19 protein-coding genes and 1 riboswitch are annotated in these 24,031 nt (G+C 51.7%); of the genes, 15 read left to right on the top strand and 4 right to left on the bottom strand.

The genetic code is table 11. The features are described from left to right. Positions 1-18 precede the first annotated feature (18 nt). On the bottom strand, positions 19-1,224 hold the full coding sequence (locus tag MHI45_RS17050; RefSeq protein ID WP_076110945.1) for an MFS transporter: 1,206 nt from the start codon (positions 1,222-1,224) through the stop codon (positions 19-21). Between the two features lie 162 nt (positions 1,225-1,386). Here MHI45_RS17050 and MHI45_RS17045 point away from each other — a divergent pair, with 162 nt between their 5' ends. Together MHI45_RS17045 and MHI45_RS17040 are read left to right on the top strand one after the other, a co-directional pair. Then, complete coding sequence (locus MHI45_RS17045) at positions 1,387-1,758, top strand: winged helix-turn-helix transcriptional regulator (protein ID WP_038597842.1); 372 nt, start codon at positions 1,387-1,389, stop codon at positions 1,756-1,758. 151 nt (positions 1,759-1,909) lie between these two features. Continuing rightward, on the top strand, positions 1,910-2,590 hold the full coding sequence (locus tag MHI45_RS17040; protein WP_076110946.1) for an S-layer homology domain-containing protein: 681 nt from the start codon (positions 1,910-1,912) through the stop codon (positions 2,588-2,590). Positions 2,591-2,715: 125 nt separating this feature from the next. On the opposite strand, the gene MHI45_RS17035 is transcribed toward MHI45_RS17040, so the two are convergent. The 3 genes from MHI45_RS17035 to MHI45_RS17025 all read right to left on the bottom strand — a co-directional run bounded on the left by MHI45_RS17035 (position 2,716) and on the right by MHI45_RS17025 (position 8,087). After that, complete coding sequence (locus MHI45_RS17035) at positions 2,716-3,891, bottom strand: ATP-binding response regulator (RefSeq protein WP_076110947.1); 1,176 nt, start codon at positions 3,889-3,891, stop codon at positions 2,716-2,718. 52 nt (positions 3,892-3,943) lie between these two features. Continuing rightward, on the bottom strand, positions 3,944-7,381 hold the full coding sequence (locus tag MHI45_RS17030) for a response regulator (protein WP_076110948.1): 3,438 nt from the start codon (positions 7,379-7,381) through the stop codon (positions 3,944-3,946). 163 nt (positions 7,382-7,544) lie between these two features. Next, positions 7,545-8,087, bottom strand: a complete 543-nt coding sequence (locus MHI45_RS17025) for a hypothetical protein (protein ID WP_256718116.1) — start codon at positions 8,085-8,087, stop codon at positions 7,545-7,547. A 219-nt stretch (positions 8,088-8,306) separates the two neighbouring features. Then, positions 8,307-8,411: riboswitch (purine riboswitch) on the top strand. Between the two features lie 224 nt (positions 8,412-8,635). Here MHI45_RS17025 and MHI45_RS17020 point away from each other — a divergent pair. From MHI45_RS17020 to MHI45_RS16960, 13 genes are all read left to right on the top strand, one after another. Next, positions 8,636-9,253, top strand: a complete 618-nt coding sequence (locus MHI45_RS17020; protein ID WP_076110949.1) for a xanthine phosphoribosyltransferase — start codon at positions 8,636-8,638, stop codon at positions 9,251-9,253. Continuing rightward, positions 9,247-10,542 (top strand): nucleobase:cation symporter-2 family protein, encoded by a 1,296-nt coding sequence (locus MHI45_RS17015; RefSeq protein WP_076110951.1) that lies wholly within the window; start codon positions 9,247-9,249, stop codon positions 10,540-10,542. The genes MHI45_RS17020 and MHI45_RS17015 overlap by 7 nt, the downstream gene beginning before the upstream one ends. 81 nt (positions 10,543-10,623) lie before the next feature. Next, positions 10,624-13,722, top strand: a complete 3,099-nt coding sequence (locus MHI45_RS17010) for an ATP-binding protein (RefSeq protein ID WP_076110952.1) — start codon at positions 10,624-10,626, stop codon at positions 13,720-13,722. Between the two features lie 230 nt (positions 13,723-13,952). Then, complete coding sequence (locus MHI45_RS17005; protein ID WP_038601107.1) at positions 13,953-14,159, top strand: hypothetical protein; 207 nt, start codon at positions 13,953-13,955, stop codon at positions 14,157-14,159. Positions 14,160-14,181: 22 nt separating this feature from the next. Further along, positions 14,182-14,874 carry a hypothetical protein gene (locus tag MHI45_RS17000; RefSeq protein ID WP_076110953.1) on the top strand — a complete coding sequence of 231 codons (693 nt, stop codon included), beginning with the start codon at positions 14,182-14,184 and terminating at the stop codon, positions 14,872-14,874. Beyond that, positions 14,871-16,088 carry a glutathionylspermidine synthase family protein gene (locus tag MHI45_RS16995; protein ID WP_076110954.1) on the top strand — a complete coding sequence of 406 codons (1,218 nt, stop codon included), beginning with the start codon at positions 14,871-14,873 and terminating at the stop codon, positions 16,086-16,088. The genes MHI45_RS17000 and MHI45_RS16995 overlap by 4 nt, the downstream gene beginning before the upstream one ends. Beyond that, entirely contained in the window at positions 16,081-16,743 is a 663-nt protein-coding gene (locus MHI45_RS16990) for a hypothetical protein (protein WP_076110955.1), read from the top strand. The genes MHI45_RS16995 and MHI45_RS16990 overlap by 8 nt, the downstream gene beginning before the upstream one ends. Further along, entirely contained in the window at positions 16,740-17,132 is a 393-nt protein-coding gene (locus MHI45_RS16985; RefSeq protein ID WP_038597825.1) for a DUF350 domain-containing protein, read from the top strand. Before MHI45_RS16990 ends, MHI45_RS16985 begins: the two co-directional genes overlap by 4 nt. Before the next feature lie 95 nt (positions 17,133-17,227). Continuing rightward, a complete protein-coding gene (locus MHI45_RS16980) occupies positions 17,228-18,241 on the top strand; it encodes a potassium channel family protein (protein ID WP_076110956.1) in 1,014 nt (337 codons plus the stop codon). 387 nt (positions 18,242-18,628) lie between these two features. After that, entirely contained in the window at positions 18,629-19,597 is a 969-nt protein-coding gene (locus MHI45_RS16975; protein WP_256718117.1) for a hypothetical protein, read from the top strand. 46 nt (positions 19,598-19,643) lie between these two features. Beyond that, positions 19,644-21,185 (top strand): glycan biosynthesis hexose transferase WsfD, encoded by a 1,542-nt coding sequence (gene wsfD, locus MHI45_RS16970; RefSeq protein WP_256718118.1) that lies wholly within the window; start codon positions 19,644-19,646, stop codon positions 21,183-21,185. Then, positions 21,182-22,723: a hypothetical protein gene (locus MHI45_RS16965; RefSeq protein WP_076110959.1), complete on the top strand. Its 1,542-nt coding sequence runs from the start codon at positions 21,182-21,184 to the stop codon at positions 22,721-22,723. Before wsfD ends, MHI45_RS16965 begins: the two co-directional genes overlap by 4 nt. Before the next feature lie 29 nt (positions 22,724-22,752). Continuing rightward, complete coding sequence (locus tag MHI45_RS16960; RefSeq protein ID WP_076110961.1) at positions 22,753-24,003, top strand: glycosyltransferase family 2 protein; 1,251 nt, start codon at positions 22,753-22,755, stop codon at positions 24,001-24,003. Positions 24,004-24,031 lie beyond the last annotated feature (28 nt).

The following is a 24,031-nucleotide window of genomic DNA, read 5'->3' as shown; positions in this document are numbered from 1 at the left end:
GAATGGAGCGACAGGTGATCAGGCGGCTTCAGTCTGAGGTGTAAGCTCGTCTTTTCGTTCCAGCGCACGGCTCCAGGCGGTAAGGATTACTGCCCCAAATACCATGATTGATCCTACCCATGTGGTATGAATCAAGCCCATATGATCGGTGACAAGCCCTCCAAGGTATGCTCCGATGGCAATGCCGGCGTTAAAGGCAGCAATATTGACAGCAGAGGCGATATCTCTGGCGCTTGGCGCATACCGGTCGGCGAGCATTACGACAAAAACCTGCAGGCCCGGTACGTTCATGAATGCGAGCAGCCCCATGAAAAAGATGGTGACCAGTGCTGCGGCCTTAAAGGGTGCCGTGAAGGCCAAGACCAGCAGAACGACGGCCTGCAGGGCGAACATATAGAACAAGGCATTCATCGGCTTGCGGTTGGCTGCCTTGCCGCCAATCACATTGCCGATGGCGATGGCGATGCCGTACACCAGCAGAATGACGGCAACCGTCTTTTCCTTGAAGCCGCTGATATCATGCAGCAGAGGCGATAAATAGGTGAAGACGACAAAGGTGCCGCCGTATCCCAAAGCTGTAATTGCAAAAGCGAGCAGCAAGCGGCCATTCGTCACCAGCTTGACCTGGTCGCGCAAAGGCGTCTTCGTGCCTTTGCGCAGACCGGAGGGAACGAGAACCAGGTTCCCGATCAGCGCGGCGATGCCGGTAATGACTATGGCGATAAAGGCAGCCCGCCAGCCAAGCTGCTGCCCGAGGAACGTACCGAGCGGCACTCCGGTTACGGTAGCAACCGTAAGTCCGGTGAACATCACCGAAATGGCGCTGGCCCTGCGGTCCTCGGGCACGAGATCGGCAGCAATGGTTGAGGCAATGGACATAAACAGGCCATGGGAGAGGGCCGAAATGACCCGTGCAGTCAGCAGCATGGCAATTCCGTCAGCGGCAGCGGCCAGACTGTTGCCGGCGATGAACAGAACCATCAGCGCCAGCAGCAGGGTTTTGCGCGAGACCGCCGTGGTCAGCGACGTTAACACAGGTGCGCCAAAGGTAACACCCAGCGCATATAGAGTGACAGTCAATCCCGCTGTAGTTACGGATATATGCAGGTCATCAGCAATGAGCGGCAGCAGGCCGACACTGACAAACTCGGTTGTTCCTATCGCAAAGGCGCTGATCGCCAAAGCCAGCAGCGCCAGGGTACTTCTTCTTTTATCTAAGGACATGTTTTCCACTCCTACAGTATGGTAATCACCGGCCGGTAAGTGCTATTATGGATTACCAGGACGTTAAAGGATAGTACGTACTTTTTAGTGCTATAGGTACTAAAAAGTACCCGCAGATGTGTTTGAAGACAAAGCCCACCAAACTTTTCAGGAGGAATCCTCATGGCTAAAAAATATAATATATCCGTGGAAGCGACGCTGGAGGTGATCGGCGGCAAATGGAAATGCGTCATCCTCTGCCACCTGACCCACGGCAAGATGCGGACAAGTGATTTGAAGCGCCATATGCCGAATATTACGCAGAAAATGCTTACCCAGCAGCTCCGGGAGCTGGAGCAGGACGGCATCGTCAACCGGATCAGCTACAACCAGGTGCCGCCTAAAGTGGAATATGAGCTCAGCGAATACGGCTTGTCGCTGCGGTCGATTCTGGATTCCCTCTGCGCTTGGGGGGAGCGGCATATCATCAGGGAATATGGCGATAAATTTGCCGTTCTGGAGGACAATGTGCTGAACCACAAAAAGGCAGACTGAACAGCCCCGGCTCTGTGCGGAAATGACGCATTGAGCCGGGGCTGTCCTACGTTCCAATAGCAGCAGATGAACTGCAACTTTTTATAATCGGCTCCGTCTGGTAGAAAGAAGGCACAATCAAGCAAGTAAAACTACCGCGAGGTGAGTAGACATGAATAATCATAGATTCAAACAGCTTGTGCTGTCCGCAGCGGCAGTGCTGACATTGACTTTTGCCGGGCAGAGCTTTGCAGCCGCTGCTTCTTTTCAAGATCTGGTCGATATCCCGGCTAAAGTAAAAATTGAAGAGCTGCAGCAGAAGGGGATCATTCACGGGGTCACTGACAGTAAATTCCTGCCGAATGCTCCAGTTACTGCTGCCCAAGGCATTCAACTAATCGTCAACGCCCTGGATCTGAATATCGACATGGTTCGCTTCATCAAGGCCCCGCAGGCGACGGACTATTTCCCGAATGCCAGCAATACAGCCTGGTATGCCGATGCGCTGATTATCGCTGCCAATAACAATATTGGCCTGCTGGCAGATTTGGACCCTGCGGAGAACTGGACGCGGGAAGAATTCACCCATCAGCTGATGCTGGCGATTGAGAAGCACAGCAGCCTTCCGATGATCAAGCTCATGCCGGTGGATATTGCCGACGCAGCTGATTTTACAAGCGGTTACGACGGCTCCATTCAGCGGGCGCTTGCCCTTGGAATCGCCAGTCTGGACACCGCGGGCAAATTCCATCCGGCCAAGGAGATTACCCGCGCAGAAGCAGCGGAGCTGATCTACAATGCCCTGGAATATATCGCTGCCCATCCGGCTCCTTCCGGTGGATACGGTGAATAAGTAAGCGCAGGATAACGGGATCGCACTCTCTTTTACAACCATAGAGCCTGCCAGACTGACAGAAAAAACCGCAAGCCTCCAAGGAATGGAGTGATTGCGGTTTTTTCTGTGTTCCCATAAGCGGACTAATCCGGCTGGCCTTCGGTAACCTGAATGGTGAAAATGAATACGGCGCCCTGTTCGATGCCCGGTTTGGCATAGATAGTGCCGCCCATGAGTTCAACCAGCATTTTGCAGATGGACAGCCCGAGGCCGGTGCCGCCGAACTTGCGGTTGATGGTCGCGCCGATCTGTGTGAAGGGCTGAAATAAATAACCCATTTTATCCGCCGGAATGCCGATGCCCGTATCTTCAACCACAAACTCCAGCTGCAGGACCCCATCCAGCGATTGTCTGAGACGGGTATGTACCTTCACACCGCCGCTAGCAGTGAACTTGATGGCATTGCCAATCAGATTGTTCAGGACCTGTCTAAGACGGTTCGGATCGCCAACCAGCAGCGCGGGAATCGCCGGGTCGATATCCATTTCCATACTTAGGTTGCGTTCTTTGGCGAGCGCCCTGAACAGATCCATCGTTTCTTTCAGGCAGGCATGCAGGTTGAACAGCTCGTAGTCCAGCTCCATTTTGCCTGATTCAATCTTTGTGAAATCGAGAATGTGATTAATTACGGACAGGAGTGCATGACCGCTGGTATGAATAATTTCGGCCATTTCCAAATCGTCTGTCTCCAGCTCTGAAGTTCTGAGCACATCCGACATGGCGATAATTCCATTCAAGGGGGTGCGGATTTCATGGCTCATCATGGCCAGAAACCCGCTCTTGATCCTCAGGGCAACCTCGGCAGTCTCCTTCAATTCAGTAAGGACGACATTTGCCGCTTCCAGCTCCTGCGATTTGATCTGCAGTTCCTTATGGGTCTGATACAGGCGGACAAAGCCGTCTATTTTGCTTTTCAGGACAATAGGGTGGAAGGGCTTGGTCAGAAAATCAATCGCTCCCGCCGTGTACGCCATCATATAATTCTCCAGCTCGGAGGTTAGTGCGGTTAGAAATATAATGGGGATATCCCGCGATTTCTGGCGCGTTTTAATCCGCTTGGCCGTTTCGAAACCATCCATGTCCGGCATCAGTACATCCATAATAATAAGGGCGAATTCCTGCTCCAGCAGGCATTTCAAGGCATCCATACCGGAGCTGGCGCCAATCAGACGATAAGGAGTGTCTGCAAGCAGCGCCTGAACGGACAGAAATTCATCCGGACGGTCATCAACAAGTAAAATATTTACAGGATAATCCATATTTCCTCCCACAGCGAGTTGAAATTTCTAAAATGTGAAGTCTGTCTGGTAATTATTGAATTAACCACACCTTCAGTACAGTAACCAGCTGGGTGGTATTAATCGGTTTGGAGATATAATCGGAAGCGCCGGCCTGCAGACATTTAAGCCTGTCTTCTTCCAGAGCCCGGGCGGTCAGGGCAATAATCACAAGCTGGTCATACTCCGGCATGGCGCGGATATGCTTCATCGTCTCGTACCCGTCCATCTCCGGCATCATAATATCCATAAATACAAGCTGGGTCCCGGGATGCTGCTCCAGATGCTGTAACGCCTCTTTGCCGTTCTGCGCAAAACTGATATCCATATTATAACCTTCCAGGACACTTGATAACGCAAAGATATTGCGCATATCATCATCCACGAGCAGGATGCTCTTCCCGGCAAAAGCCGCTTCCGGATTATGCAGCTTCTCGATCAGGCGCTGCTTGTCCGGCGGCAGATCGGCATGCTTGCGGTGCAGGTACAGCGCGGTTTCGTCGTACAGCCGCTCCATGGAGCGCACGTTCTTGATGACAATGCTCTCGGCATAATGCTTCAGACGTTGTTCATCGCCCTTGCTGAGGTCCTTGCCCGTGTAGATGATGACCGGCAGGGTTTGCAGTTTGCGGTTGGTTTTGACCTGCTCCAGCAAATCGAAGCCGCTGATATCCGACAGGCCCAGATCAAGGACCATGCAGTCAAAATGATGGCTCACCAGCTGCTCCAATGCTTCCCGTCCTGTCCCCACTGCGACAATACGTACATCGGGATGCCCGATGAACTCTACAAGGCTGCTGCGCAGATCCTTGTTGTCCTCAACAATTAGCAGGCTTTTCACCGGCCTTCTGATATAGGTTTCAATCTGCAGGAAGGCAGCCTCCAGCTCGGTCTGATCGCTGGGCTTCTTCCAGAAGGAGAGTGCGCCCATGGCCAGGCTCTGCTGATTCTCTTCCGCGGTCGAGATCACATGCACCGGAATATGACGCAGCTCCGGCCGGCTCTTCAGGCGGCTGATGATTGACCAGCCGTCAAGGACGGGAAGATGCAGGTCGAGCAGGATGGCATCCGGCTTGTAGGCATGTGCCAGAGCCAGACCTTGATCGCCCTGAAAGGCGACGATCGCCTTGAAGCCTCTGCTGCGAGCGAGCTGCAGCAGAATGGCCGCGAACTCGGCATCTTCTTCAATGATCAGGAGCAGCGTGTCATCGCTGAGCAGATTCCCCCGGTCATCCTCCATTTCTGCGAACTGCAGCAGCTTCGGATTGGATATGGAAATATCGGGTACGAAGGATTCCCGGAAGGCAGTATTCTCCCGGCTGCTGGTGTCCGGATTGAGAAGCTCACTGCTGGCGGCAGCTGCGAACGTCGCAGCTGCCTGCGCAAGAGCGTCACCCTCCGGCTCAACAGCGGGAATAGTCAGGGAGAAGGTACTGCCTTTGCCTACTGTGGATTCAACTACAATTCTTCCACCCAGCATAGTGGAGAGCTCGCGGCAGATGGTCAGGCCAAGACCGGTTCCCCCATATTTGCGGCTGGTTGTGCCGTCCGCCTGCTGAAAGGCCTCAAAGATGCTCTCCAGCTTGGATTCGGGAATCCCGATACCGGTGTCGCTGACGGAGAAGACCGCCTCATTTCCGCTCATGCGCATAGATAAAGAGACAGAGCCCTGCTCCGGAGTGAATTTAACGGCATTTGATAACAGGTTGTTGATGATTTGCTGCAGCCTGTGGCCGTCGGTCATAAGATGGTCAGGCAGCCTGCTGTCACAATGGACATCAAAGCGGATATTCTTTTTCTTGGCCTGCTGCTCAAAGTGGCGGAACAGGTGGTTGCTTAGATCATGCAAGGAGACCGGTTCAAGGACAGCGGTCATCTTGCCTACCTCAAGCTTGGCCAAATCGAGAATTTCGTCGATCAGCTGCAGCAGATCTTTGCCTGCGGAGAAAATGGTATGCACATATTCAAGCTGCTTAGGGCCAAGATTGCCTTCTTTGTTCTCGGCAAGAATCTGCGACAGAATCAGCAGGCTGTTCAGCGGAGTGCGCAGCTCATGCGATACATTGGCCAGAAATTCTGATTTGTACTGGGCGGCCATGAAGATTTCTTCCGCCTGGGTTTTGATCTCCTCTTTTTGCTGCTCGGTAAGTTCGATTTGCTGCTGCAGGTGAATATTTGCGGCCGAGATCTCTTCTGTCTGCGCCTGAAGCTCTTCCGTCTGCGCTTGAAGTTCTTCGGTTTGTGCCAGCAGCTCGTCGGCTTGTGCTTGTATTTCTTCCTTTTGCCGTCCGGAAATCTCCATCTGCTTCTGTAAATCCTGGTTAGAGGCAAAAAGTTCTTCCGTCTGCAGCTTTAATTCATCGGCTTGGGCTTCAATTTCGGCTTTTTGCTCTTCCGTCAATTCCATCTGCAGCTGCAGCTGCTCATTCGAGGTCAGCAGGCTGTCTGCCTGCATCTGCAGTTCTTCTCCCTGCGCCTGCAATTGCCCGGTCTGTGAACGCAGCTCATCGGTCTGTGCCAGCAGCTCTTCGGTTTGCGCTTCGAGCTCCTGCGTCTGGGCCTGCAGCTCCTCCGTCTGGGCTTCCAGCTCTTCCTTCTGCAGCTGGGTTTCACCCAGCAACTCTTCGATTCTGGCCACGTCTGCCAAAGTATTGATCAGCACGCCCATGTTCTGGCCGGTCCGTTTAATCAATTCGTACTCTTTGTCAGCCAATGTGTTCAGGGTAGCCAGCTCGACCACGGCGACAACATCCTGCTCATAAATGACAGGAACCAGGATGAGCGTAGTGGGGGCAGCTTCACCCAGTCCGGAATGCACGCGGATGTAATGCTCCGGCAGATCATGCAGCACGACCATCTTCTGATCGAGTGCGCATTGTCCAACCAGTCCGCTGCCAAGTGCAAAGGGTTCGCGGCGGCCAGCTGCTTCATCGAAGGCATAACCGGCGGTGAAGTGCAGCTTGTCCACTTGCTTCAGATAGACCGCTCCGTAGGTTCCGCCGACAGCGGCGCTCAGCTTGCCGATAAAAACCCTAGCTGCGGTCTCTAAATGTACCGATCCCTGAAGCATCAGGGCCATTTCTGTAACTTGGGTATTGATCCAGGCCTGCTCTTCGGCTTGGAGCCGCAGGCTGCGTTCTTCTGTGGTCTTGTGCTCCAGATTAACGGCTAAAGCGTGAAAGGAATGTGCCAACTGCCCGAAATCATCTCCAGCTTCGGGGCTGATTGCGGAGGAATCGAGGGTGCCTTGCGCAATATCTACGGATATCTTCATAATCCTATCCAGACCCCGGCGGATGTTCCGCTGGATACTCATCATGAGTCCACTTCCAAGAATAATTCCGGCTGCACCGAATGCTAAAGACAGGAGTAAAGGAACCCCTTCAAGATAAATTATAGATACAGCAATCATGCTGCTGAGAAAAAGGATAAAGGCAGATGATGCTAACCAAACCCGTTGTTTTATTGTCATGCTCGCCCGTCCTTTGTCTAGTTAGTATCACGAATCACCTTTAATTATACTTTTAATAGAGAGGAGGCGATAGGGGAAGGCGAGAGAAAACGCCGGCAAATCCGCAAAAAAACAGGATTTACTGGCGTTATTCTCAGATTACTCTATGAATTGCGGACGAAAGTTAACGGGACCGTCTTTTTCCCTGGCGGCGCTTGGCTGAACCTTTGTTCAGGGCATGGCCTCCTGCGCCCCCGCCGACCGCCTGCTGCTGGCGTGTATAGGGGCTGTCGATGGCAGAGTTAGTTCCGCCTGTACTGTATGTTCCGCCGCCGCTGCCTACCTGTGTCGCCGATGAACTCATGCTGCCTTTAGGGAGCTTGACCGTCTGGTTGTTGATGACAACGACGATCTCCTTGCCGCGCGGACAAATCAAAGGGAGAGGATGTTTGCCGCCGTTTCGTCCTTTGCTCCCCAGGTTAGCGGCATCTCCTCCTGCGCCGACGCTCTGCTGCTGGCGTGTATAAGGGGAAGCAATGGCCGCATTGCTGCCGGCTGCGCTGCTTCGTCCCGCGCCGCTGGCAATTTGGGTGGTATTGGCTGCGTTGGTGTATTGATTATTGATGACAAATACGAGCCGGTCTACTCCCGCCAGCGGCGTCCGTGTAATAATCCGCCGTTTTCCTTTTTGAATAATAACGACAATCCGGTCCTTTTGTTTGGCCACCCGTATCGTTCCTCTCTGAGTAGTTTTCCTTATCATAAATGCATGGGGGCGGAAATCGTGAGCAATACGGGCGGAGTGTGCTTAGAAACAAACGCTTGCCTAATAGGCCGATTGAAAACATATGTATTTCATGAAAATATGTCATAAATGGATGAAATAATGCTTAAAATTTTGCTTGTAAGGTTCGGACAGAGCGTGTAAGATATACAAGGTATTTACTACGACTTTTCATAAACAACTCATATAATCCTTGGGAATATGGCCCATAAGTTTCTACCGGATAACCACTGTAATTATCCGACTATGAGTGAAATAGCGCATCTAGGGTTCCGTTTTTTATGCCGCGGCATAAGAAGGGCTGGTCCAAGCGATGCGGACACTGCTTATGTGTTACACCACTTAGGGACAAAAACCCAGAGGGACAGATTCACTTGAGAAACACTCAAGGGGATCTGTCTTTTTTATTTAAAGATAAGAATTTATCGTTTCCACTTGTCACGATTCAAAGAATTCATCAGATCATATCAAAGGAGCGATCACCCGCAGTAATGAAAATATTAGAGGAACGAATCAGAGAAGAGGGCTTGATTCTGTCGGATACGGTGCTGAAAGTAGACTCGTTTCTGAACCATCAGGTGGATACGGAGCTTGCGCTGCAGATCGGGCAGGAATTCAAGATGATCTTCGGGCATCTCCCGGTTACGAAGGTGTTGACGGTTGAGGCCAGCGGAATTCAGTTTGCGATGGCGGCAGGCATTGCCTTAAAGGTGCCATTCATCTATGCCAAGAAGAAGAAAGCCATCACGCAGTCGGAGGACGTCTATTCGGCCCCGGTACATTCCTTTACCCGTCAAGAGCATTACCGGATCAGCATCTCGCAAAAATATCTGGGCCCGGGCGACAAAGTGCTGATCGTCGATGATTTCCTGGCTACGGGCGCTGCTTTGGTGGGACTGGCTGATATCGTGGAGGAATCCGGTGCAGAGCTGCTTGGCGTGGGCTGCGTGATCGAGAAGAGCTTTCAGGAAGGACGCAGTTTGCTGGAGAAAAGAGGAATCCCGGTGCATGCCTTGGCACGAATCGCTTCCATGGCGCCGGGAGAAATTCATTTCATAGACAATACTGCTGATATTGAAGAAATGATCAAGGAGAGTGCAGGATGTTAAGCAAACAAAAAGTCTTCGCATTAGGACTCCAGCATGTGCTGGCCATGTATGCCGGCGCGGTCATTGTGCCGCTTGTTGTCGGAGGGGCGCTGAACCTGAATGGAACACAAATGGCCTACCTCATTGCTGCGGATTTGTTCACTTGCGGACTGGCCACGCTGCTGCAGGTCATGGGCAGCAAATATTTCGGCAGCGGCCTGCCGGTGGTGCTGGGCTGCACCTTCACTGCGGTCAGTCCCATTATTGCCATCGCCTTGGATTCCAATCTGGCAACAGCCTATGGTGCGATTATTATATCGGGATTGTTCGTTGTGTTTGCCGCCCCGGTCTATGGGAAGCTGCTGAAGTTCTTCCCGACCGTGGTAACCGGTTCTGTGGTGACCATTATCGGGCTGTCGCTCATTCCGGTTGCTATGAATAATGTGGCCGGCGGGCAGGGACAACCTGATTTCGGAGAACCCCGCAATTTGCTTCTGGCCTTGATTACACTGCTGGTGATTCTCGCTGTGAACCGGCTGACAACCGGGTTCCTGCGTTCCGTTTCTGTACTGGTAGGTCTGGTTGTCGGGACGGCTATCGGCTATTTTATGGGCATTGTACATTTCTCCACTGTCGGTTCTGCCTCTTGGATCAGCGTGGCCCAGCCGTTCTACTTTGGCTGGCCCGAGTTTAATATTACGGCCATTTTCACGATGATTATCGTAAATATCGTATCCATGGTGGAATCGACCGGCGTTTACTTTGCCGTAGGCAAGGCTACAGACCAGAAGGTCGAGCAGAAGCAGATTGTCAACGGCCTCCGCTCTGAAGGTCTCGCCATAATGCTTGGAGGGCTGTTTAATGCCTTCCCGTATACCGCATTCTCCCAGAACGTCGGACTGCTGTCACTGACCCGTGTCAAGACGCGGAATGTGATTTTTGCCGCCGGCGGTATCATGGTTGTGCTGGGACTGTTGCCTAAATTGGCTGCGTTAACCACAATCGTGCCGAATGCGGTACTCGGCGGGGCAATGATCGTAATGTTCGGTTCGGTCGCGGCTTCCGGAATGTCGATCCTCTCCGAGGTCGATCTGCGCAAGGATGGCAACCTGCTGATTACCGCCTGCAGCATCGCTGTCGGCCTGGGCTCGGCGGTATTGCCCTCCATGTTCGACCAACTGCCGGAGTTTGCCAGAATGCTGCTGCAGAATGGTATTGTTTCCGGGTCGCTCACTGCGATCATTCTGAATCTGTTCTTATCCAAAACACAGGATAATACAGCTCCTGCCGCCGTGCAGGATGCACAGTAATTCCAATATGCACCTCTAATAAGAATTACCGCCGGTTCCGAAATAAATGGAATCGGCTTTTTTTAGAAAGGGGGAGGAAATATGCTGAAATATTGGCAGCGTATTCTCGGGAGTCTGCTGCTGGTATCCCTATTGCCGCTGCTTTCGGTCCTTCATCTTTTTACGGGCCAGCAAGATATGCCGGTCTCCCGCCAAGGGGTCATGGATCTTCGGGCTTGGGATTTCCGCCATGACGGCGTGGTGAAGCTGAACGGGGAATGGGAATTATACCGCGATGCGCTGCTAACGCCGGGGGATTTCAGCCAAGCTGATCCGGGCGGGGAGGGAGTGACGGCTTCTACCATAATCGAGGTGCCGGAGAAATGGAACCGATATCTGTCAGATTCCGGCAGCCCAGAAGCCAGAGGTTATGCCACCTATCGGCTGCAGGCCATGATTCCCTATGGAGAGGATGTTATTTACGGCCTTCGGACGGCTAATATCCGCACGGCAAGCAAGGTGTTTGTGAACGGACAGGAGATCGGCAGCAGTGGAAGTCCGTCTGCCTCCTCTTCTGAGGGGCGGCAAGAAAACTACCCCTACATGGGATTCGCAGCCGTATCCGGCGACAAGCTGGAGATTATTGTCCAGGTGGCCAATTACAGCTACTCTTCCGGCGGAATTGTTCTCCCGGTCGTGATTGGCTATCAGGCCGACATTTTGAAGCACCGTGAATTCGCTCTTTTTGTGGACGGTGCAACGCTGTTTGGTTTTTTTGCCCTCTCCTTATTTCTGCTGATGTTCTCCAGAGTAAAGGAAAGCCGGGGCATCACTTTAAATCTGGGATTATTTTGCACAGCGGCCTTTGTCTATGTACTGACCCACGGGGAGAAGCTGATTTCCTTCGCGCTTCCGGGCCTGCCTTATGAAATTGTACTCAAGCTGCAGCTGGCTTCATCCACGCTGGTTTATTTTTATCTGCTCAGATATGTTGCCCACTCGGTAAACTATCCAATGCCTCCGGCGGTCATCAAGACCTCTAAGGTGATCACTGTCGTCCTGCTGCTTATCGCTATATTTGTGCCTGCTTACTGGTTCAGCTATCTTGAGGGGCTGCTCTTGACCTGGGGCTCCATAAGTTTGAGCTTTGTCCTCTATTCCATGGTTAAAGGTACGAAACAAAACACGCAAAACATGTTCTTCATGATGGTCAGTATTGAGAGCTTAAGCATCGTCATTTTATGTTACCTGCTTACGTTTACCGGCCTTGCCCTCAGCTATGTTATTACCTCCTACGAGATCATTCTGTTCGGATTCTTTCAAGCTGCGCTAATGACCCGCAAATACGCTGCCTCCTTCCTGGAAGTGGAGCAGCTGTCACGCAGGCTGCTGACGCTCGACGGACTGAAGGACGACTTTATGGCAGATACCTCGCAGGAGCTGCGGAAGCCGCTGCAGGGCATTGTAAACATTGCACAGACGCTGGCCGAGGGTGCAGCCGGGGCTTTAACTCCTGAGCAAACCGGTCAATTGTCCATGATAGTCTCTACCGGCAGGCGGCTGTCTGCATTAATTAATGATATGTCGGATTTCGCCAGGCTGAATCACGGGGATTTCTTTCTGCGGCGGCAGGCGGTGGACCTGCGGAGGGTAGCTTCTTCCGTAATGGAGGTTACCCGCCATGTATCGGGCAATTCCCGTCTGGTCTTCAAGCTGAACCTGCCGGAGTCTCTCCCGCTGCTAGAAACAGATGAGCAGCGGCTGTCGCAAATCTTATTCAACCTGTTGTCAAATGCTGTGAATAATACCCCTCAGGGTGTGATAACCCTGTCTGCCGAGGTTAAAGAAGAGTATGTTGCTATCCTTGTAGCGGATACTGGCTTAGGGGTCGCTCCAGAGCGCCTGCGTACCATTTTTGACGCGTACGATCCGCAAGGGGCGGCCGCCCAAAAAACCTACAGGGAAAACGGCCTTGGCCTCAGCATCACCCAAAAGCTGGTAGAGTTGAACGGGGGGAGAATTGAAGCCGAGTCTGAACCGGGTCAAGGCTCGGTATTCCGCTTCACGATGCCGATACTGCAGAAACGAACAGCGTTTCTGGATCAGGACTATCTGGAGATTACCGGCTGGGAGTCGGCAGCGGCTTTGGAGTCTCCAGGAGAAGAGCCTGCGCTTCCCCTTGAAGGGGAATGCTGCTACATCCTTGTTGTCGACAATGATCCGGTCAATCTCCAGGTGCTGGCCAATGCGCTGCAGCTGGAGCAGCATAAAGTGATTACCGCAGGCAGCGGGCCTGATGCGATTATACAAATGCAGAATCATCCCGAACTGGACCTGATCATTATGGATTGGGTAATGCCTGAAATGCCGGGGCTGGTGTTATGCAAGGCGATTCGCGAGCGGTTTGTTTTATCCGAACTGCCGATCCTAGTACTGACAGGCAGCAGCCGCCCGGAAGATATTCAGGCTGTTTTTGAGGCGGGGGCCAATGATTACTTAAGCAAGCCGGTAGAGCTGCGGGAATTCAGGGCACGCGTGAAGACGCTGCTGGATATGCGCAAGTCCATCCGTACGTCGGTACAGACGGAAATTGCCTTCCTGCAGGCCCAGATCAAACCTCATTTTCTGTACAACGCGCTTAATGCCATTATCTCAGTTTGTTCCGATGATCCGGATAAAGCGACCGATCTGCTGCTTGATCTCAGCCAATACTTGCGCAGCAGCTTTGATTTCCAGAACCGCGGGCAGACGGTGCCGATCGGGAAGGAACTGGAGCTGGTGAGGTCCTATCTTGCGCTGGAGAAGGCGAGATTCGATGAGCGGCTGAATATCGAGTTGGATGTGCCGGAAGGTCTCCGCGAACTGGTCCCTCCGCTCAGCATCCAGCCGCTGGTGGAGAATGCGATCAACCACGGACTGATGCGGAAAATGGCCGGAGGGACCGTCAATCTGTCCGTTAAGCTGCTGGCCGGGCAGCTAGTTGTTGCGGTATCTGACAATGGGGTGGGCATCACTCCGGAGCGGATTGAACAAGTGTTGTCCGACACGCACTCCGAAGGAGGCATCGGCCTGAGGAATATCCAGAGGCGGCTGCTCAAAATATACGGAACCGGTCTGATGATTGTGAGTACGCCGGGCAGGGGAACTACGATCTCTTACACCATCCCCAGAGGGAATCCATCCATAGACAGAGCAAAATAGGCATCCATCCGGACTGCCAATGAATAGCCGGGTTCGGAACATATTGTGAACAGACTTCCTTTCACGTATTTCCGATTGCCAATATTATTCCAATACCCTAGAATTTACTTGGACCCTAACAGATAAAATAGATAGGGATGGACTGCGGGCTCATGAAACGAAATTGTGCTTACAGCGTATCAGAAGCATAAACAGTTATCAGGAAAGAAGGGTAATAAGTGGATAATGGAATGAAGGTCATCCTGTTTGAAAAAATGCCGGAAGGCGATCTGCGTGTCATCGAGGAACGTACCTGGAGCATGAATATGATTACTGCCCTGGAACATGTCAATTATATTGTAGTGGGCAGCCGGGAGTATGAGGCAGTGGAAGGACGGCTGAACGTGGACGAGGGGAAGCTGGAGCTTTTGCTGGTTCCGATGCGTGCTGAAGGATAAATTGTCAGGAAAGGAGGGGCCCATGTTGGGAAAAGATGAAAATACTAAAGAACCCGCCGTGTCCAAATTGTTCAATGCGGAAGGCAAGCCGCTGCGGGTATTGTCCACCTCGCTAGGGATTGCACTGCTGGCCAATGCACTGTTTGTACCGGGCGGGGCTGGTGCCAGCGGCAGCTCGGGAGAAGAGCCGAAGCTTGTCTCCTGGTCCACCGAAGAGGTCAAAGCCTATTTTGATAAAAATGTAGACTGGAATATTCCGTACCCGGAAGAAAATGTGGAAGAGACCGTGCAGGAGGGCAGCGGGGTAGTAACCTCCGGCGGGACAACCGTCATTAACAATTACGGCGGCTACAGCTCGGGTTTCGGCTGGGATGATATGCTGCTGTACCACATGCTGTTTAACAGCGGCTCGTTCTACTCCTCCAGAGGCTGGTACAATGACCGGCCGACCTATTACGGAGGAACCCGGACTACCTACAAGCCGCCGACCTACAGCAGCGGCAGCTTCCAGAACAAAAAGGTAGCCGGATCTGTGGCAAAACCGAAAACCTCTACTTCCTCCACCGGCTCCATCACGAGAAGAGGGACATCCTCGAAGAAAGGCGGCATTGGGGGCACATCCAGCGGTTTAGGCTCCGGCAGTAAATCAAGCTCCTCATCGTCAAAATCAAGCGCTGGCAAAAGCTCCAGCAGCAAGAGCGGTTTCGGCGGATGAGTTCTGCAGAGAGTGTCTTTCAATTTGTGGATCAATCGGGCTTGGAACGGGCACCAAGGGTGGAGAAGCTGCATGAGCTTGGCTTCACCTGGGCAGACCTGGAGGATGAAGAATACTGGCTTGATGCCGTTGTGGTGATGCGCGGCGAGACTTACCAGGAACTTGAAGAAGCCTCGGTCAAGCTGTGGGCTATACTGGACAAAACAGTCCGCTATGTCCACCGTAGACATGATCTATATGATTTGCTCGGCATTCCCCCCGTCCTGTGGCAGATGCTTGATGAATGCCCGCTGCCGGAGCCGGGCCGCATCAGCCTTTATGCCCGGTTCGATTTCGCCGTGGCGGACAACGGGGCGATTAAGCTGCTGGAATTGAATGCCGATACACCTACCGGTTATGTGGAGGCCTCCATCGCTACGCCCTGGATCTGCGAGCAGGCGGGAATCGCCAGCCCCAATGGAGCGATGAAGGGACTTCTTGCGGCGGCTTGGGGCACAGAACGGCCGGACACGGCAGCTTGTGTCGCCTACGGTTCCCATCAGGAGGACTCCGGCACGATTGAGGCGCTTGTGAAGCACAGCGGCCTGGATATCAAGTGCGTGGATTGTCTTGATCTATGGATTGATGAAGGGACTGTACGGGATGGAGAGGACCGGGTTATTCAGCGGATGTTCGCCCTCTATCCCAAGGAATGGATGGCGGTAGACGAAGGCGGCGATGCGCTCGCCTACGCCGTAGAGAGTGGACAGCTGGAGTTATTCAACGGACCGCACAGCATCCTGCTGCAGTCCAAGGGATTGATTGCGGCGGTATGGGGGATGTATGAGCTGGGGCTGCTGTTTAGTGAGGAAGAGCGCGAGGCGATCTCCCGCTATATTTTGCCGACCTACAATAAGCCGGTATTCTCCGGGAGCTTTGTCTCGAAGTCTGTATTCGGCCGTGAAGGCGGTTCTGTACGTCTCTTCGATGACAACGGCACACTTGAGCTGCAGGACGAGGAAGGTTTTGACAGCAGTACACTATTCCCCACCGTCTATCAGAAAAGAGCCGAATTGGCCCGGATTCAGACAGCGGAAGGGGAGTTTCATCTGCTCACCGGCATGTTCGTCATTAACGGGAAACCTTGTGGCCTGCTCGGGCGGGCAGGCGGACCGATTACAGGCAATGCCAGTCATTTTATCGCGCTAGGAGTGAGGGAACTTGGAGATGAGTAAGAGTAGAAGGGTGCGGACCGGGCGCTTCGGGGTAATTCGGTTGAGCGCGATCCTTGGAATACTGCTGTTGTCGGTGCTGCTGAGCGCATGCTCAAGCAATGAGGACAGTGTGTTTCATACAGGTACTCCTGCAGCGGAAACAACGGACAGTGTATCCCGTGTGCCGTGGGATTACCGGGTAGTGGAGAGCACAGTGGGTGATTTGATCGGCAGCGACATGACGGTTTTGCCGGATAACGAGCTGCTCCCGAACGATGGCAACTATGCCACCGGGGATAAGATCTGGACATTGCAGTTCATGGATGCCGAGCTGGTTACGGATGCTGACCAGAAGAATGAGATCCGCCTGTCCGCCTGGTCCACGCTTAAATCGTATGGAGACCAGAAGACGGCTGCAGAGGATCTGAAGAATCTAAAGGTATCCATTACCACCGATGTGGATCTTGTCGGAGTCTATAAGACCAAGTTCAAGGAGAAGACAAGAAACTTCGCCGTGCTCGAGCTGCCTTCCGGCAACCGGATCAAGCAGCCGATTGACGACAAGCGTTATACGGCGCTGGAGAAAGAAAAGACAGCCTCCGTGGTGCTGGAGGAAGTGCATGATTTTGCCGATTATGATTCGGCTTATGCGAAATTTCGGGGGTGGGCCAATTGACGATTGTTATTAATTTGATAGTCAGCGTTCTGACTATTATTCTGCTTCAGGTGCTTGGCATGGTTGTATTCGGCTTGATGACTCCGTTCAAGGATATGGAGGAATTGAAGAAAGGCAATGTGGCGGTAGCTTTGGCGCTGGGAGGCAAATTTCTGGCCACAGCGATCGTACTGGGCGTAGCGGCATATACGAATACTTCTATCTGGCACATGATGTTATGGTTTGCGGTAGGTTACGTCTGCCTGATCGCCGCTTACTGGATATTTGAACTGTTTACCCCCAATTTCAGGATTTCCGAACAGCTGGAGCAAGGGAATGTGGCCGTAGGCACAATGCTCTGCCTGGTATTCATCGGAACTGCCTTTGCCGTCAGCAGTCTGATCATTTAATTCAGCGGGCTCCCTCCAGGGGCCGGCAGACTAAGGCTGCGCGTGCCGGGCCACGGTGCGGCAGCCCTATTTAACATCGGAAGCGGGGCGGAAGGGTGCATTTTTTACTCAGAATATCCGGAAAGCTGATGCGTCTAAAGAAGAAGTCGATTGGGCTGATAATCCTTTTTTTTATTGTTCTGAGCGCAACCATCGCGTTTGTTCTGGAGCCGGGTACGTTTCATAACTGGTTCAACGCCTTCTATTGGGTCATGACTACGATGGCCACCGTTGGATACGGTGACTTTTTTGCGACTTCGGTAATGGGGAAGCTGTTCACCATATTTTTGTACGTGTTCGGCATCGGCCTGCTCAGCTTGGTCATCGGAAAGATTGTTGAGGCCATGGGAGAGGTGCAGAGAAGGAGAGGAGCGGGAACCTTGAGCTTTCACGCCGCAGATCATATTGTATTGATTAATTGGAGCCGCAAAACGCAGGCAGCCGTCGAAGAGATTCTATGCTACACACCGAAATGCAAGATCGTCATTATTGACGAATCAGGGCGTCATCCGCTGGAGCATATGGAACAGGTTCATTTTATCAGCGGCGATGCATCCAGTGATGAAATTCTGCAGAAGGCCAACATTCATGAAGCAAGGGCAGCCATTGTGTTCGGTGACAACCGGATCGACGAAGCTTCGCTGATTGACGGCAAGTCGCTGCTGATCGCTTCGAGCATTGAGCGGATCGCCCCGCAGGTACATACTACTGTAGAGATTATGCAGGAGAAGAATATTCAGAATTTCCGGCATGTCCAGGTGAATGAGTTCGTGCTGTCACATGATGCCATCTCCAGATTGGCTGTGCGTTCCGCCCTGCAGGAGGGGAATTCGGAAGTGATCACCCAGCTGCTCAGCCGCCAGCATGGCGACGACATTTATGAGATCCCGCGGAATCCCGCTTGGCAAACCTACGGAGATGCCTTTCAGGATCTGCTCTCGCGGGGGGCAACCCTGTTGTCCGACCACAGCGACCTGAGCATCAACCGCAAGCTTAATCAGCCCATTCCGCAAAATGCCAGATTATATATTGTGTCGGATGAGGAGACGTACCGGAGAATTAAAGGATAGAGCCATTATATGCATAAAAATGAAGCTGCCCGGGCCGGTAAATGCCCTGTAGGGCGGCTTTTGTCTATTCGGCACACAAAATGTAAATATTTAGATATTTTTTATTGATTTGACACATAATGATCAACATTAATCTACATTTAGTGACTTATATTACCGTTATAATAGTATCGAAACCTTAATGCTATCTCTAAAGGAAGTGATAGATTGGGAAATAAAAGCGTTCAAGCCGCGGCTATTATGCTGTCTCTATGTTTATTGGCCTCCTGCAAGAGCAATGGGGAGCAGCCGATATCTTCCCCGGAGACCAGCACGGGTTCTTTGCCTTCATCCCCTACTCCCTTGAAGAGCCAACCAGCCGTCCATATAGATAAAGAGGAACAAGAGTTGTACACATTCATTGCAAAACAGCTTTCAGGTCCTTATGGCGTCTATACAAATATGCAGGACACTGACCAGTCGGCAGAAGCAGCCACTGGCCACGAAGTACTAAGCGAGTCTGCTTCACTCATGATGAGGATCGCCGTACTGAGCGGCAATAAGGAGCTGTTCTCCTCAGAATGGGCAAAGGCGAAGCAAACGTTCAGTACAGAGGGCGGTTTCAGCTATCGTTATAGTCCGAAACTCCAAAAACAATACCCCCTTAATGCCGCCGTTGATGATTTACGCTTGATCGGCGCGCTATATGCAGCAGGAGACACCTTTGCCAACAAGGAATACACGAACGAAGCAGCCGAATATTCTAAGACTTTTTACCGCAATAATGTAAAAGATGGGTATATGTACGATTTCTATGACAATGATTTCCGGGTAACCAATGACTTTGTTACTTTATGTTATATTAATCTGAATGTCTTGCAAAATTTGTCGATAAATGACGAAATTTGCGGAATTTTATTACACAACATGAACGCAATTCTCGAGGATGGGTATTTGTCAGATGAGTTCCCGTTCTATGAAACGAGATTTAATTATAAGACAGGAAACTATAGCTCGGAAAAGATCAATACGGTGGAATCACTGCTGAGTATTCTGAATTTGGCTGAGGTGGACCGGCAGAAACCACAGAGTGTCCGCTATATCAAGGAGCAGGTAGAGGCGGGAACGCTGTACGGGCAATACACCAGGGACGGCCAGCCGGCCAATGATATCCGCTCCACGGCAATTTATGCCCTTACGGCAATGATTGGCGCAGAGATCGGCGACGACTCTCTTTATAGCAGAAGTATAGAAAGAATGAACGAATTTAGAGTTACGGATACAGGGAGTGTCCTATACGGCGGGTTCGGAAATCCTGAGACGGGACAAGCCTATTCTTTTGACAATCTTATGGCCTTACTCGCTTATTCCTACTAATTTAATCTAATAGTAACGAAGGTGAACCCGCATGGATGACAATACAATGAAAATACCTTTGCGCAGAGGTTTAATCTCTGTTAATTTAACGGTAACCCCTGCTCTGACAGCGGCCATTGGCGTACTGATCATTACAGTCTTCGCCCTGTTTACGGCTCCCTATGTGGGGATGGCCGATAACGGCGACTTTTTCCGCATTATTTATAGCAACGGCCTCTACTTCAACTTGCCGGATTATGACAGCCAGTATTTTGGCTATTTTGTTAAACAGTTCGGCATCTATCAATATTATAATGAGAACAGCTCCATGCTGGTCTCCTCCCAATCCCTCTTTATTAAGCTGGCGATTGGCGTCAATAAGCTGTTCTTCAGCAAAGAGGTCTTTGATATCCGTTTTCAGGCAGCCATTTATCTGATTCTTTATGTCGCAGCTGTTTATCTGTTAATAGAGGCTGTTACTTGCCGTATGTCCCGCAGACGGGGGATGGTCACCGCGGTCATTGCGATTGTTATCTTCGGAGATACCGGCTATACGGCGTATTTCAATTCCTTCTTTGGCGAGAGCATTGTGATGATTACTATGCTGTTCATGTTCGCCTCATGGCTGCTTCTCTACCGCGGAAGATACAATGATTATGCCATGCTGGCGGTGTTTCTGATCAGTACGCTGATCCTGACGACCTCCAAGCAGCAGAATGCTCCGGTGGGCATGGTGATTTCCCTGTTCGCGCTTTCGCTTATCTGGATTCGGAAGGAACGTCTCTTCCGCTGGCTTACTATTGCTGCTGCGGCGCTGATGATGATCACGGGTGTTGCAACCTATTTGAACATCTCCAAGGAGTTCGTGAATATTAACCAATATCATGCCATGACCCGCGGTGTGATGATGCAATCCGACAATCCGGAAACGGCCCTGAAGTCCTTTGGTATCAACGAGCAATACGCGATTCTAAGGGAAAATACGTATTACGACCAATACGGCACAGTTGATGTGAAATCGGACATTCTGGAGAAGGACTTCTACAGCCAGTACGGCTTTGTCTCGGTCCTGAAATATTATCTGGCCAATCCTGCCCAGATGGGCTCTATACTGGATACTGCCGCGAAAAGCGCCTATACCATCAAGCCTGCGGCGATGGGCAACTACGAGAAAGCAGTAGGTAAGGAATTTCGTGCGCAAAGCCATTTCTTCACCCTTTACAGTATGCTTAAAGAAAAGCTGGCCCCGCGAACCTTCGCCTTTATTCTCTTATGGATGGCGGTTATTATAGGGATTTTTACGCCGTCCTTTGTGACGGCAGCGAAAGCCGGGAATTTCAGAGGCCTGCAGAGACTGCTGCTGATTATAGCGACGATGCTGGTGGGGCTGTCCGGTATCTTTGTATCTATTATCGGAGCGGGCGATGCCGACATTGCCAAGCATGAATTCCTGTTTACGTTGTCGTTTGACTTGGTGACCTTCTTTACCGTATCAAGTGTCATTGGACGGGGGCTCTTCTTGAAAAAGAAAATCTCAACCGCGACTCCCGCGAGCCCTGCCGCCCCTGCAGGCGAATATCCCGTAGCCGAAAAGGGTGTGAGTGCTTGAACCGCAAGAGGATCATAGGCTTGCTGCTGGTTATATTCGCACTGCTGCTTCCGGCTCCGGTTCCCGTACATTCCGCTCCCGCTCCGCAGCAGACCCTGCTGCTATACGACAGCTTGGCGAAAGGAACGCCCCGGGATGGCAATATCACGGAGCTTCAGCGGCTGCTGGCCGCCTACAGCACCAAAGTTACACTACTGAGTCTGGATGAATACAAGCAAGGCACACTGGCATCGTACTCCAGCGTGATAACAGTCATAAACAGTGAAGATCTTGCCATTACGAATAAGGCGTATTTAGAAGATGTGGATAATTATCCGGGGAAGGTTCTGCATGTTGGTTACAACATCCCAGTCAAGATGAAGCAGACGCTGCAGCTATCCACGGCTGTATTTCACGGGCAATATGCCAGCCTTTCTATAGAAGAGTTCTCCGGAGTCAGCCTGAATGTGTCAGACATGCCCTATATTGCGGCGAGCAAGGCAACGCATGCCTACGGCAGTTTTTCATTTCAGGGCGGCAGTCTGCAGGCGCCTTATGCCGTGAGCCGGGGACAATATACTTATGTACCCTATTTGGAGAAAGGCAATTTCAGTACTATCGCAATGGCTTATGTACTGAAGGATTGGCTTCCGTCTTCTGCGGTACCTCAAACCTATCTGGTGCTGAAGGAGATTTATCCGTTCTCGGATTTTGAGCTGCTGGAGAAGACAGCAGACCGGCTCTATCAGAACGGAATTCCGTTCATTGCCAGTGTCCGGCCGGTGTTTGGAAACACCGGCTTCCCGGCGATGGAGCGTTATTTGGAGGCGCTGAGAATTGTGCAATCCCGCAACGGCAGTATTGTGGTGAATGCCCCTGCGGTAAGACCGCCTATCAGCTTGAGCGACCGCTCACTGAAGGGCAAGATGAACGGGTTCATCAATGTGCTGGTGGCGGGCGGTATAGCACCGCTGGGTATTGGAGCGGAAGGATACTGGACCTACGACAAAGAGTATGCGGGGGCAGGAATGGGCTTTTTCGACTCAGCTGTGCTGTATCCGGATGAAGAAGCCCGGTATATGGAGCAGACCGACACTTCGGCGGTTTTTGCCTCCAGCCTGTACAGTGTGACGCCGGAGTTCCTCCTGAGTTTGCGGCATACCGGAAAGGCCTTGCCCCAGTTACCGCTGGATACCGCGGTTGTTGTCGATCTTCCGGAGGACGACGAAGGACTGGAATCCATGCTGCGCACGGTGGAGCAGAGCTGGATCTCTTTTGCCGATTATAAGCAGGGAGCCCATAAGGTAGTTACCGATACGAACACTATTGCCTCCGTAGACGGGGTCATCAGAATGGGCGGCAAGGCACTTAATGTCGGGTATGCCCCGGAAGTGGTGGACAGCGATTACCAGTATCAGAAGGAGCAGGTCAAAAGCTTCACCCGGCTGTTCAGTGCGCAAAATCAGTTTTTTATTGTGGTCATCATCATCTCTCTGCTCGTGTTCGGCAGCCTGTTGGTTGTCGGTTACAGGATGTACCGGAGAAAATATTTGAAATAAAGAAAATTTATCAATAGTAGGAGAACAATATGACGATATCGGATGTGCTGATGGTGATCGCGGTGATCTGCATCTGGTCGCTGCTGCTTGTGAATGTGGCTTTAATCATCGCGGGATATTTATATTACATCACAACGGAAAATGAAGATGTCCCCGAGATTAAGGGCGAGTATCCCTTTGTCAGCATCATGGTTCCCGCACACAATGAGGGAGTGGTCATCAGCAAGACCGTAGAGTCGCTCCTGGCCCTCGATTACCCGCATGACCGTTATGAGATTATTGTCATTAATGATAACTCCTCGGATAATAGTGCATTGCTGCTGGGGAGCATTCAGAAAAGACATCCGCAGCGCAATCTGATGATCATTAACACGGATGCGGTCACGGGCGGCAAAGGCAAATCCAATGCGCTAAATATAGGTTTTGCCCGCAGCAAGGGCGAATTGATCGCCATTTATGATGCTGACAATACACCGGAAAGAACGGCGCTGCGCTATCTGGTGGCGGAGATTATTAACGACTCCACACTTGGCGCGGTAATCGGAAAATTCAGAACCCGCAACCGTGATGCGAGCCTGCTCACCCGGTTTATTAATATTGAGACGTTGTCTTTTCAGTGGATGGCCCAGGCGGGACGGTGGAAGCTGTTCAAGCTTTGCACCATTCCCGGCACCAACTTTATTATGCGCAGGTCTATTGTAGAGAGTATCGGCGGCTGGGATGTCAAAGCAATCGCTGAGGACACCGAGATCAGCTTCCGGATTTACATGATGGGCTACCGGATCAAGTTCCAGCCGAAATCGGTGACCTGGGAGCAGGAGCCGCAGACGGTGAAGGTCTGGTTCAAGCAGCGGACACGCTGGGCGAAAGGCAACATCTATGTAATCGTCAAGAACATTCCGCTGCTCTTCAATAAGTCGGCTGCCAAAATACGCTTCGATATCCTGTATTACTTGTCGATCTATTTCCTGCTCCTGATCTCGCTTGTGACATCGGATATCTTGCTGGTTCTCCATGCGATGGGTTATGTTCATACTACGATTGCCGGACTCAGCAGCTTCTTGTGGCTGCTTGCAATCATCCTGTTCGTGGTTGGAATCTTCGTCACGCTGACGACGGAGAAGGGCGAGATGAGCCTGTCTAATCTATGGATCATTCTGCTGATGTATGTTTCGTATTGCCAGCTCTGGATGGTTGTCGCCGCTTACGGTTTATACAACTATCTTAAGGACGTCATTTTCAAACGGGAAGCCAAATGGTACAAAACCGAACGCTATTAAAGCGCCGGGGCAAGAGAAATAAGATGCA

Source organism: Paenibacillus sp. FSL H3-0321, from assembly GCF_038002865.1.
GTDB lineage: Bacteria > Bacillota > Bacilli > Paenibacillales > Paenibacillaceae > Paenibacillus_AQ.
This window is presented reverse-complemented; position numbering and strand designations above follow the sequence as displayed.

Excerpts from the sequence above, each read along its gene's own strand:
- MHI45_RS17000 (WP_076110953.1), top strand. The coding sequence starts at position 14,182 with ATGTTGGGAAAAGATGAAAATACTAAAGAACCCGCCGTGTCCAAATTG.
- MHI45_RS17050 (WP_076110945.1), bottom strand. The coding sequence starts at position 1,224 with ATGTCCTTAGATAAAAGAAGAAGTACCCTGGCGCTGCTGGCTTTGGCG.
- MHI45_RS17040 (WP_076110946.1), top strand. The coding sequence starts at position 1,910 with ATGAATAATCATAGATTCAAACAGCTTGTGCTGTCCGCAGCGGCAGTG.
- MHI45_RS17035 (WP_076110947.1), bottom strand. The coding sequence starts at position 3,891 with ATGGATTATCCTGTAAATATTTTACTTGTTGATGACCGTCCGGATGAA.
- MHI45_RS17010 (WP_076110952.1), top strand. The coding sequence starts at position 10,624 with ATGCTGAAATATTGGCAGCGTATTCTCGGGAGTCTGCTGCTGGTATCC.
- MHI45_RS17045 (WP_038597842.1), top strand. The coding sequence starts at position 1,387 with ATGGCTAAAAAATATAATATATCCGTGGAAGCGACGCTGGAGGTGATC.
- MHI45_RS16990 (WP_076110955.1), top strand. The coding sequence starts at position 16,081 with ATGAGTAAGAGTAGAAGGGTGCGGACCGGGCGCTTCGGGGTAATTCGG.
- MHI45_RS17030 (WP_076110948.1), bottom strand. The coding sequence starts at position 7,381 with ATGACAATAAAACAACGGGTTTGGTTAGCATCATCTGCCTTTATCCTT.
- MHI45_RS16995 (WP_076110954.1), top strand. The coding sequence starts at position 14,871 with ATGAGTTCTGCAGAGAGTGTCTTTCAATTTGTGGATCAATCGGGCTTG.
- MHI45_RS16960 (WP_076110961.1), top strand. The coding sequence starts at position 22,753 with ATGACGATATCGGATGTGCTGATGGTGATCGCGGTGATCTGCATCTGG.
- MHI45_RS17020 (WP_076110949.1), top strand. The coding sequence starts at position 8,636 with ATGAAAATATTAGAGGAACGAATCAGAGAAGAGGGCTTGATTCTGTCG.
- MHI45_RS17005 (WP_038601107.1), top strand. The coding sequence starts at position 13,953 with ATGAAGGTCATCCTGTTTGAAAAAATGCCGGAAGGCGATCTGCGTGTC.
- wsfD (WP_256718118.1), top strand. The coding sequence starts at position 19,644 with ATGAAAATACCTTTGCGCAGAGGTTTAATCTCTGTTAATTTAACGGTA.
- MHI45_RS17015 (WP_076110951.1), top strand. The coding sequence starts at position 9,247 with ATGTTAAGCAAACAAAAAGTCTTCGCATTAGGACTCCAGCATGTGCTG.